Genomic DNA, 10,413 nt, shown 5'->3' with positions numbered 1-10,413 from the left:
ATCACGTTGCAGCCCTGCCCCTGATGGCAGACAGCGTTGGCGCCATGCGCGGCAAGCCGGTCACGGTGCACGCGCGCGCGGAAACGCTGGAGGTCCTGCGGTCGAGTGTTTTCAATTCCCGCTTGTGGCCGGACTTCACGGTCATCCCGACTCCGGACGAGCCCTTCATTTCCCTGCACGAGATTGCCGTCGGGGCCGAGACCGTAGTCGAGGGATTCCGCTTTCGAACGGTCGAGATGAACCACACGGTCCCGGCCATGGGATACATCGTCAGCTGCGAGACCGGTTCCTGGGCCTTCAGCGGCGATACCACCAGCACGGAGGAGTTCTGGAAAGTCGCCAGTGAAACGCCGGATCTTCGCAGCCTGGTGATCGAGACAACCTTTCCGGACGAGCAGGAGGAGCTTGCGAACATCGCCCGGCATCTCTGTCCGCGCCTGTTGGCGGCAGAACTGGCCAAGCTCGACTCCGATGCCGAAATTCTGCTGACACACCTGATGCCCGGCATGGAAAAAGAGATCATGGCACAGGTACAATCCCATCTTCCGGACCGCACCCCCCGTCCGCTGCGGCGCGACCAGCTGATCCGTATCTAGTACTGGGCACGATTCCTTCTGACACGAGTTCCACATGTTTGACAACCTGAGCAATCGCCTCCAGGGCACCTTCAAAAGGCTCCGGGGCCAGGGCCGACTCACCGACGAGAACATGCGCGATACCCTGCGCGAGGTCCGCACCGCCCTGCTCGAAGCGGATGTCGCCGTACCGGTGGCAAAGGAATTTGTCGAACGCATCCGCGAGCAGGCCCAGGGGAAGGAGGTCCTGCGCAGCCTGACGCCGGGTCAGGCCGTTATCAAGATCGTGCACGACGAGCTCGTCCGGTTCATGGGCGAGCACAACGATTCCCTGGACCTTTCGGTGCGACCGCCGGCGGTGGTGCTCATGGTGGGCCTCCAGGGCGCGGGCAAGACGACGACCGTGGCGAAACTCGCGCGGCGCCTGAAGGAAACGGAAAAGAAGACCGTGCTGGTGGCCAGTGCCGACGTATACCGGCCGGCGGCGATCGACCAGCTGAAGCGCCTGGCCGCCGAAGTGGGCGTGGAGTTTTTCCCCAGCAGTCCGGATCAGGATCCCGTCGCCATCGCACGTGCCGCGCTGGAAGAGGCCCGTCGGCGCGTGCTGGATGTGCTGATTCTCGATACGGCCGGGCGCCTGCATGTCGACGAGGACATGATGGCGGAGATTCGCCAGGTGCACGAGGCGGTCAATCCGGTAGAGACCCTGTTCGTCGCCGACAGCATGACGGGCCAGGATGCGGTGCGTAGCGCCGCGGCCTTCGATGAAGCATTGCCACTCACGGGCGTGATTCTCAGCAAGACCGATGGCGACGCACGCGGCGGTGCTGCACTGTCGATCCGTCACGTGACGGGCAAACCCATCAAGTTTCTCGGTGTCGGGGAAAAGTCGGATGCATTGGAGCCCTTCTACCCCGATCGCGTGGCTTCGCGTCTTCTGGGCATGGGCGACGTGCTCACCCTGGTGGAAGAGCTGGAGCAACAGGTCGACCGGGAACAGACCGAGCAGGTTGCGCGCAAGCTGAAGAAGGGCAAGGGCCTGGATCTGGCCGACGGGGACTGGAGTCGCTGCTGGACAAGCTTCCCGGCGCGGGGAACCTGCCCCAGGGCGCCCGCGACCAGATCGGAAACCAGGACACCCGGCGCATGGTGGCCATCATCAATTCCATGACCCCGGCGGAGCGGGAAAAACCGGATGTGATCCGTGGCTCCCGCAAGCGACGCATTGCCGCCGGTTCCGGCACCCAGGTGCAGGACGTGAACCGCTTGTTGAAGCAATTCATGCAGATGCAGAAGATGATGAAACGGATGGGCAAGGGCGGCCTGGCCAAGGCCATGAAACGCGGCGGCGGGCTGCCGGGTATGCCGTTCTAGGCGCCCGTTCCGGCGTCCCGACAACGGGTGTGCGCGAAGTCCCGCTGACAGATCAAACGGCGGCGTCGGAGAAGATCGCCAAAAACCTGCACGGATTAATTCGCTTGGGCCGGAGTATCGATCGTGGCTGAACTCGCAATCTGTTCTACCGTCAGGGAAAATCTTGACGACCTGACCCGCTTTGTGAACTTCCATCTGAATGTTGGAGTCAGCAAGATCATCCTCTTCTTTGATGACCCCGAGGACGAGGGCATCAGCTTTTTTGGCGGCCGGGATGATGTGATCGTCGTGCCCTGTGACGATGAGCACTGGCAAAGAACCACGGGAGGACAACCGTATGCGCTGCATGAGCGGCTGCTTGGAAACAGGGAAGTCGGGCTGAAGATGGCTCAGGACCTCGGTTGCGATTGGTATGCGATGGTCGACAGCGACGAACTGATCTATCCCGGCGGGAGTCTTTCCGGGATTCTGGACGCGAGCAAGGTGGATGTGTTGGTTCCGGCGATGAGGGAGGCAATACCTGAAAAGGACAGGTACCAGCACATATTCGAGCCGGATCATTTCAAACTGAAGTCCGGCAAGATATCCGGCAAGATAAAGATATGGCTCGCAAAAGTGCTCGGCTGCAAGTCAGCAATCTATGAGAACAGGTACTTTCGGGGCCATGGGGGTTCCAAGAGTCTGGTCAGAATGAGTGCCGTTGGCAAGATTCATGAATACGGTTCTCATGGACCCAGACGACATGATCGAAGTCTGAAAAAGAAACAGACCTCGAAGATCGAACTGCTGCACTACGATTGTATCGGTATTGAGAACTGGTCGCAGAAGTGGGAGCAAAGAACGAGATGGCACCGACGACACAGGAAAGCGCGGGAATCACAAGCCGCCGCACGCAATCGCGCGAACTGGCCGACAAGCTGGTAGCGCAGCGAAAGGAAATGCTGGTCGTATTCTGGCGCCTGGCCGGGCTGGAGCCATTTGGACCGGAACCGAACAATGCCGCGGCGCAGAAGGATCTGCAGGAATTCTGCCAGCTACTGGTGGACTACATCGCCACCGGACATTTCGTTCTGTACGAACGCATCGTCAACGGAACCGAGCGCCGCAAGGCTGTTTCGGATATGGCAAAGGAACTCTATCCGCGTATCTCCGAGGCGACCGATGCGGCGCTGGAGTTCAACGACAAGTATGACTGCGGCGACCACTGCGAGATTACCGATACCCTGAATGACGACCTGTCCCGGATTGGCGAAGAACTGGCCCTGCGCGCAGAGCTGGAAGACCAGTTGCTGACCGCCATGACCGGGAAAGCGACGGCCTAGCCCCCCGTTACCGCCATAAAGCGGACGATCTTTTCCGGTTGTTCGCGAAAATCATGTCGCTCGGGTTTGCGGGCGATCGCGTCGCGCAGCAGTTGCTGCAATTCCGCATCGGATATCCCGTTCCGCAGCGCCGGACGCAATTCAATCGCATCTTCCTGTCCCAGACAAAGAAGCAGAGTTCCCGAGGCGGTCAGTCGCACCCGGTTGCACGTTTCGCAGAAGTGTTGCGAGATTGGTGTGATGAAGCCGATACGCAGATCCGTCCCCTTCACGCGCACGTAGCGTGCCGGTCCGCCGCCGGGCATGGCGGCCGGGACCAGCTCGAAGGAGCGTTCCAGGCGTTCGCGCACGCGCCGCAGATCCAGGAAGCGATCGCTGGCGCTGCGACCGGTGTCGCCCACGGGCATCGTTTCGATGAAACGCAGGGCAAAGCCCCGATCGATACAGAAACGGACGAAGTCCTCGCATTCGTCGTCATTGACGCCGGCCATGGCGACGACATTGATCTTGATGGGCGCGAAGCCGGCGGCCCGTGCCTTTTCCAGCCCTGCCAGTACTTTTTCCAGTTTGCCGCCGCCGGTGATTTGCGCGTAGCGATCGGCGCGAAGCGAATCCAGGCTGACATTGATCCTGCGTACACCGGCGTCGTACAGCGCCGGGGCATGACGTCCCAGTTGAATGGCATTGGTGCTGAGGGACAGGTCTTCGAGCCCGGGGAGCTTGCCCAGCGTGCGGGCGAGAACGGGCAGGCCGCGGCGCGTGAGCGGCTCACCGCCCGTGAGGCGGACGCGCCGTACGCCCAACTCGGCAAACGCGCGCACCACGCGCTCGATCTCGGCGAAGGTCAGCCAGTGTTCGGGTTCCTCGAACTCGCGATGACCGGGTGGCAGGCAATAGCTGCAACGCAGATCACAGCGGTCGGTGACTGACAGGCGCAGATACTCGATCTGACGACCGAAAGGATCGATGAGCGATTGCGTCATGGCCTTCACTATATTCCAGGGCCGGGTCCGGGCCCAGCACGCCTCAGCGGTATTTCCCCGGGAGTCTTCGGGGGCATGCCGCCTCGCGCTCAGGCCTCCTGGTGCGCCGACAGGGAACGCCCGGACAGTTCGTCGCTGTCCGGACCGAGAAGGTAGAGATAGGCGGCGGCGATATCGGCAGGCGTCGGTACGGTTTCCGGCTCCTCACCGGGATACAGCTTGGCGCGCATGGCGGTCCGCAAGGGCCCCGGGTCCAATGTATTGATTCGGACCGTGGATTCGCCCTCCAGTTCAGCGGCCCAGGTCTGCATCAGTCCCTCCACGGCAAAACAGGACACGCCGTAGGCGCCCCAGAAAGGCTGCCCGGTCCGGCCCACATCGGAAGAGGTGAAGACAACGCTGGATTGGGAAGATTTCTCAAGCAGCGGCAGACATACCCGCGTCATCAGATACGGTACGTTCAGATTGGCCTGGATCACCCGTACCCAGATGGAAAGGTCATATACCGCCAGTGGCTCAGGATCCCGAGGTCCACGGCGCAGTGGGCCAGGCCGTCCAGATGCTCGAACGCCCCGCTCAGCGTCTTGCCCAGGGCATCGAAGTCGTCGGCCGATGCACGCCAAAGGTCAAAGGGCAGCAGGGCCGGTTCGGCGGCGCCGGATTGAACGAGCTCGTCGTACAGTTTCTCCAGCGTCGGCTGGTCACGACCAATCAGAATCGCCGTTCCGCCGTGGGCGGCCACGGCACGTGCAACGGCGTCACCCAGTTCGTAGTCAGCGCCCGTGACGGCGATTTGGCGGCCGGCCAGAAGATGGGATGCAGGCTGGTAGTCCTTGAGGATTCCTGTGGATTGGTTCATGAATCGGTTCCAGATGAGGTTTGCCTATTGTAATGATTTTTCTTCGGCTGTGTGGAAGCCCGATTCAGGCGAAGCTGGTTTTGCCCTCGTCATTGACGGCGATTCGATTGCGCCCAAGCTGTTTGGCCAGGTACAGGCGCTGATCCGCTATGCGCAGTACGTCGCGCACCGAATCGGCATCATCCGAATCGAAGGAGGCAATGCCCGCGCTCATGGTGATGTGCATGGAGCGGTGACAGCAGCTGAAATCCTCCTGATCCACGGACTTGCGAAGCCGTTCGGCCATGATTGCAGCCCCGAGCAGATTGGTATCGGGCAGGAGCACGGCAAACTCCTCCCCGCCGATGCGCGCGACCGTGTCTACCTCACGAACCACTCCATGGAGGCGATCGCCGATGGCCCGCAACAACTCGTCGCCGGTTTCGTGGCCGTGTTGATCGTTGACCGATTTGAAGTGGTCCACATCAATCATGATGACCGAACAATGGGTCTTGTAGCGCTGGTTCTTGGCAAGGCATTCCTCCGCGCGTTCGAGGAAGAACCGTCGATTCGCCCGGCCGGTCAACGGGTCGGTGGTGGCCTGGCGAGCGAGGGCTTCACTGCTGGCCTCGAGCTCGCGGATGATGCGGGCCAGGTTGTAGTGGACGTTCACGCGCGCGCTGAGTTCGACCTCATCAATGGGCTTCGTGATGAAATCGCTCGCCCCGTTGCGAAACGCTTCGTTGCGATCGCGGACATCGCTTGCTCCGGTCATGACGATGACCGGGAGTTTGACGATGTAGGCGGAGTCGCTGCTGCGGATGCGTGACAACAGCTCGTGGCCGTTCATGTTGGGCATGTTGATATCGGTAATGATCAGACCGATCTCCGGTCCATCATGCAGGAGTGCCCAGGCCTCGGCGCCGTCCTTGACCTGAACGAGGTCAAAGCGTTCCGACAGGTACTTGGACAGTACGGTGGCCGTGGTTGCGGAATCCTCGACGATCAAGATGGGAAGATCGGCCGGCGACGCAGTCGGGTCCGCAAAATAGTGCTTGTTGAGTTCGTTCACGGGGCGGGTATCGGAATCCCTTCTATTTATTCCGATTATAGTCCCGGGAATTGGTCGCCGGCCCCTCAGTCCTTGTCGGATACGGTAGTTTGGCGCAAACCGGTCTCGACCGCTTCCGGAATTTCCAGTTTTTTGCCTGTCGAGAGACCCAATTCGGTGAACTTGCGCGCCCCGGGCACGACCTTGGTATCGAAGGATCCAATGGCCTTGTTGTAGTTCGTGACCGCGGTATCCAGTCCCTTGCCGACCCGGGTCAGGTGTTCGGCGAACGTGGTTAGCCGCTGATAGAGCTCGTTGCCGATCTCGCGCACCTTGTCTGCGTTGGCCGCCAGGGCCTCCTGACGCCAGCCATACGCGATGGCCCGAAGCAGGGCGACAAGGCTGGTCGGCGTGGTCAGTACGATCTGTTGCTGCAAGGCATCCTCGAGCAGTTGCCGGTCCTCATCCAGGGCGGCCGACAGGAACTGATCACCGGGGATGAAGAGCACGACGAAATCGGGCGCGTTCGGGAATTGGTTCCAGTAGCCCTTGCTGGCCAGCTCGCGCACGCGCTTGCGAACATTGGCCGCGTGTTGTTCGAGGAAGCGTTTTCGTTCCGCGTCGTCGCGCGCTTCGACGGCACTGAGGTATGCATCCAGCGGGGTCTTGGCATCGACCACGATCTCGCGCCGATCCGGCATGCGGATCACCATATCGGGACGAAGGTTGCCGTCGCTGCTGGTGACCTGCTCGGAAAAGTCGCAGTGCTGCACCATGCCCGCCAGTTCCGCCAGGCGCTTGAGGGTGAGTTCGCCCCATTGACCGCGCACTTCCGGTCGGCGCAGCGCCTGCACCAGGTTGCGGGTTTCGCCCTGCAGCATTTCCTGGGTGCGGACCATGGTATCGAGATACTGTCGCAGCGATCCGTAGGCCTCCTTGCGATCTTTCTCGATATTGCGGATCTGGGTCTCGGTTTTGTCCAATGCCTCGCGGATGGGTTTGACCAGGGCTTCGACGGCCTTTTCCTTTTGTTCGAGATCGCCCTTGGCCTCGGTGTGGAGCCGACGGAGGGTCTGTTCGGCAAGCTGGATGAAGGCCTGGTTGTTTTCGTGCAGGGCCCGGGTGGACAGGCCGCGGAACGTGCTTTCCAGCTCGGACACCTTGGTCTCCGCCGATTCGCGCTCCAGCTCCAGTCGCGTTTGCAGGGCGGCGACGCGGCCCTGTTGACGCAGGTGGGCCAGGAGCCAGCCGAGGATGCCGGCGACGAGGGCGACACCAGCGATCAACAGCACCAGTGTTGTGTTGAAGTCAGGCATGTTGGTCCAGCCAGTCGAGAATGGCATCCGGCGTATCGATCATGGCGTCAGCGCCCCAACCCACGGGATTGTCACCACTGCGAATGTACCCGAAACGGGCCGCCAGGGTCTGCATGCCTGCCAGCCGGCCGGCGCGAATATCGCGCTCCGCGTCGCCCACGTACAGGCACTGGGCCGGGCTGCTGCCCGCGAGGGCACAGCCATGCAGCAGGGGTTCCGGGTGCGGCTTGTTGTTGGCGGTGGTGTCACCACTGACAATGCAGGCCGCCTCGCTCGTGAGCCCCAGGCACTCCATCAGGGGCTCGGTGAGATAGGCGGGCTTATTGGTGACCACGCCCCAATTGAGCCCGCGGCGCTTCAGGTCCGACAGTACGTGATCCATGCCGGGGAAGACGCGGGTTTGCTCACACAAATGACTTTCGTACAGGTCAAGGAAGCGCTGGCGGATTTCGGTATAGCCGGAATCGTCGGGTTCGAGCCCGAAGCCGAGATGGACCAGCCCCTTGCCACCATAGGATGCTTCGGCCCGGATTCGCTCGTAGGGCAGGGGCGGGCGGCCGTTCTCGGCCAGAACCGCGTTCAGGGCATGGGCCAGGTCCGGAGCGGTGTCGGCCAGGGTGCCATCGAGGTCGAACAGGACGGTGCGGATCGTGGACGGTTTGGCTGCCGCCTCAGTCATCTTCGCGGATGGTATAGGCAAGGTAGTTGACGTCCACACCGGGCCCGAGCCGATACCGCTGGGACAGGGGGTTGTAATGCATGCCCGTCAGCTCATGCAGTTCCAGGCCAGCGGAACGCGCCCAGCGTTCCAGTTCCGAGGGGCGAATGAAACGGGTGTATTCATGCGTTCCCCGGGGCAGCAGATTGAGCACGTATTCGGCCCCGACGATGGCGAACAGCCACGACTTGGGATTGCGATTGATGGTGGAGAAGAACACCTTGCCGCCGGGTTTCACCAGGCGCGCACAGGCGGCGATGGTCGACGCCGGATCGGGTACGTGTTCCAGCATCTCCATGCAGGTCACCACATCGTATGCGCCGGCTTGTTCGGCCGCCAGGTCTTCCGCCGTCATTCTGCGATAGTCGACCTGCTGTCCGCTTTCCTTGAGATGCAGGCGCGCGACGGCGAGTGGCGCCTCGCCCATGTCGATCCCGGTGACCTTGGCCCCGCGTTCGGCCATGCTTTCCGCGAGAATGCCTCCGCCGCAACCGACATCGACCACGGTCTTGCCTTTCAGGGCAGCGCGCTGGTCGATGAAATCCAGGCGCAGGGGATTGATGTCGTGCAGCGGCTTGAATTCGCTCTGCGGATCCCACCAGCGCGAGGCCAGTTGCTCGAACTTGGCGATTTCCGCGTCGTCGACGTTGCCCGTGCTTGCGTTGGTGCTGGAGGCGGTCATGGATTCGATTCTGTCTGTGGATCCGGGGCCACAATCTTATCACGCCAGACGCGGGCCTTATCCAGGATGCGTTGCTCATCGAGAGTGGTCAGCTGTCCGCGGTTAAGCAGGCGCCTTCCCGCGACCCACACATCACTTACCTGATCACGAGCGGCGGTGTAGACGATTTTCGACACCGGGTTGTAGACCGGCTGCGTGGATGCAGGGGACAGATCGACTGCCACCAGGTCCGCCGCCTTGCCGGGAACAATGGAACCGGTGCGGTCCTCGATCCCGAGGGCGCGGGCCCCGTTCAGGGTCGCCATACGCAATACCTCGGAGGCGGGCAGGACCGTGGCATCCCCGGCCACACCCTTGGCGAGCAGGGCGGCCGTACGCATTTCGCCGAACATATCGAGGTCATTGTTGCTGGCCGCGCCGTCGGTCCCCAGGGCCACGGTCACGCCGGCGGCCGCGATCTTCGCCGCCGGACAAAACCCGCTCGCCAGCTTCAGGTTCGATTCCGGGCAATGCACGAGCGCGCAGCCATTGTCCGCCATCATGGCGATGTCTTCCTCGCTCGCCTCGGTGAAATGCACGGCCAGCAGGCTGGGATTCACGAGGTCCAGGGACTGGAGACGCGCGAGCGGCCGCATTCCGGTTGCCTTGACCGCGTCTTCCACCTCTTGCGCGGTTTCGTGCACGTGGATATGAACGGGTCGGTTGAGCTCGTTGTTCAGCAGGGAGATCTTCTTCAGGGGTTCGTCGGAGACGGTGTAGGGTGCGTGGGGCGCGAATGTCGTTGTGATGAGTTCGCTGTTGCGCCATTCATCGTGCAGGCGCAGACCTTTTTCCAGATACTCGTCCCAGGTCTGCGCGTAGTTGGACGGGAAATCGAGCACGATCATGCCCAGGCTGGCGCGCATCTGCGCCTCGTGCACGGCCGCGGCCGCGTCCTCGGCGAAAAAATACATATCGTTGAAGCAGGTCGTGCCACCGCGGATCATTTCCACCATGGCCAACCGAACGCCGTCCGCCACGAACTCGTCGCTGACCCATTTTGCTTCTGCCGGCCAGATCTTTCCGTGCAGCCAGTCCATGAGCGCCAGGTCATCCGCCATGCCGCGAAACAGGCTCATGGCCGCATGGGTGTGGGCATTGATCAGGCCCGGGATCAGGGCATGGTCCGGCAGGGAAACGGTTTCGCTCGCCTGGTATTGCTGACTGGCTTCGGCGCTCGGGAGAACGGCGAGGATCTTGCCGCCGTGGACCGCAACGCTGTGATGGTCCAGGGCCCCATCGCCGGGTTCCACGGGGATGACCCAGCGGGCCTCTATTAATAGGTCTATGTCTTGCATTTTCGTCCAGGTGGTCGGCTGCGGGGATTATAAGGGGAATTTTGGTTTTCTGTCGCTTTGCGCGCTGGTTTGTTTTGCCTGCGGCGAATTGAAAAGCTACTAGTCCGGGCTGGTCCGGACGGCCCAGGTACTTTTTCTTTGCTTGTCCAAAGAAAAAGTACCCAAAAAGAAAGGACCCCCGGGTCCTTGGCCCGGAAGACCGGGACGGTCTGCCGGG

General features: G+C 61.8%; 13 protein-coding genes. 5 read left to right on the top strand and 8 right to left on the bottom strand.

Going from position 1 to position 10,413, the window contains the following annotated elements; genetic code table 11:
• The 5 genes from P8X48_10750 to P8X48_10730 all read left to right on the top strand — a co-directional run.
• On the top strand, nucleotides 1-596 hold a 596-nt coding region (locus tag P8X48_10750; protein MEJ2107784.1), incomplete at its 5' end, for a 3',5'-cyclic-nucleotide phosphodiesterase.
• A gap of 34 nt (nucleotides 597-630) precedes the next feature.
• Nucleotides 631-1,746 carry a signal recognition particle protein gene (locus P8X48_10745; GenBank protein MEJ2107783.1) on the top strand — a complete coding sequence of 372 codons (1,116 nt, stop codon included), beginning with the start codon at nucleotides 631-633 and terminating at the stop codon, nucleotides 1,744-1,746.
• Complete coding sequence (locus P8X48_10740) at nucleotides 1,674-1,949, top strand: hypothetical protein (GenBank protein ID MEJ2107782.1); 276 nt, start codon at nucleotides 1,674-1,676, stop codon at nucleotides 1,947-1,949. The genes P8X48_10745 and P8X48_10740 overlap by 73 nt, the downstream gene beginning before the upstream one ends.
• Nucleotides 1,950-2,072: 123 nt before the next feature.
• Nucleotides 2,073-2,873 (top strand): glycosyltransferase family 2 protein, encoded by an 801-nt coding sequence (locus P8X48_10735; GenBank protein MEJ2107781.1) that lies wholly within the window; start codon nucleotides 2,073-2,075, stop codon nucleotides 2,871-2,873.
• The gene (locus P8X48_10730; GenBank protein MEJ2107780.1) at nucleotides 2,795-3,271 is read left to right on the top strand and encodes an Rsd/AlgQ family anti-sigma factor; all 477 of its coding nucleotides are present in this window, start codon (nucleotides 2,795-2,797) and stop codon (nucleotides 3,269-3,271) included. The genes P8X48_10735 and P8X48_10730 overlap by 79 nt, the downstream gene beginning before the upstream one ends.
• Here P8X48_10730 and moaA read toward each other — a convergent pair.
• The 8 genes from moaA to P8X48_10690 all read right to left on the bottom strand — a co-directional run bounded on the left by moaA (nucleotide 3,268) and on the right by P8X48_10690 (nucleotide 10,196).
• On the bottom strand, nucleotides 3,268-4,254 hold the full coding sequence (gene moaA / locus P8X48_10725; protein ID MEJ2107779.1) for a GTP 3',8-cyclase MoaA: 987 nt from the start codon (nucleotides 4,252-4,254) through the stop codon (nucleotides 3,268-3,270). The genes P8X48_10730 and moaA overlap by 4 nt on opposite strands.
• Before the next feature lie 89 nt (nucleotides 4,255-4,343).
• A complete protein-coding gene (locus tag P8X48_10720) occupies nucleotides 4,344-4,733 on the bottom strand; it encodes an SDR family NAD(P)-dependent oxidoreductase (GenBank protein ID MEJ2107778.1) in 390 nt (129 codons plus the stop codon).
• Nucleotides 4,730-5,113 carry an SDR family NAD(P)-dependent oxidoreductase gene (locus tag P8X48_10715; protein MEJ2107777.1) on the bottom strand — a complete coding sequence of 128 codons (384 nt, stop codon included), beginning with the start codon at nucleotides 5,111-5,113 and terminating at the stop codon, nucleotides 4,730-4,732. The genes P8X48_10720 and P8X48_10715 overlap by 4 nt, the downstream gene beginning before the upstream one ends.
• Before the next feature lie 64 nt (nucleotides 5,114-5,177).
• Complete coding sequence (locus P8X48_10710; protein ID MEJ2107776.1) at nucleotides 5,178-6,164, bottom strand: diguanylate cyclase; 987 nt, start codon at nucleotides 6,162-6,164, stop codon at nucleotides 5,178-5,180.
• A gap of 65 nt (nucleotides 6,165-6,229) precedes the next feature.
• Complete coding sequence (gene rmuC, locus P8X48_10705) at nucleotides 6,230-7,486, bottom strand: DNA recombination protein RmuC (GenBank protein ID MEJ2107775.1); 1,257 nt, start codon at nucleotides 7,484-7,486, stop codon at nucleotides 6,230-6,232.
• Nucleotides 7,452-8,138, bottom strand: coding sequence for a phosphoglycolate phosphatase (gph, locus tag P8X48_10700; GenBank protein ID MEJ2107774.1), 687 nt, complete (start codon nucleotides 8,136-8,138; stop codon nucleotides 7,452-7,454). The genes rmuC and gph overlap by 35 nt, the downstream gene beginning before the upstream one ends.
• A complete protein-coding gene (gene ubiG, locus P8X48_10695; GenBank protein MEJ2107773.1) occupies nucleotides 8,131-8,859 on the bottom strand; it encodes a bifunctional 2-polyprenyl-6-hydroxyphenol methylase/3-demethylubiquinol 3-O-methyltransferase UbiG in 729 nt (242 codons plus the stop codon). Before ubiG ends, gph begins: the two co-directional genes overlap by 8 nt.
• Nucleotides 8,856-10,196, bottom strand: a complete 1,341-nt coding sequence (locus tag P8X48_10690) for a TRZ/ATZ family hydrolase (protein ID MEJ2107772.1) — start codon at nucleotides 10,194-10,196, stop codon at nucleotides 8,856-8,858. Before P8X48_10690 ends, ubiG begins: the two co-directional genes overlap by 4 nt.
• Between the last annotated feature and the right edge of the window lie 217 nt (nucleotides 10,197-10,413).

It is taken from the genome of Acidiferrobacteraceae bacterium, assembly GCA_037388825.1.
Classification (GTDB): Bacteria; Pseudomonadota; Gammaproteobacteria; order Acidiferrobacterales; family JAJDNE01; genus JARRJV01.
This window is presented reverse-complemented; position numbering and strand designations above follow the sequence as displayed.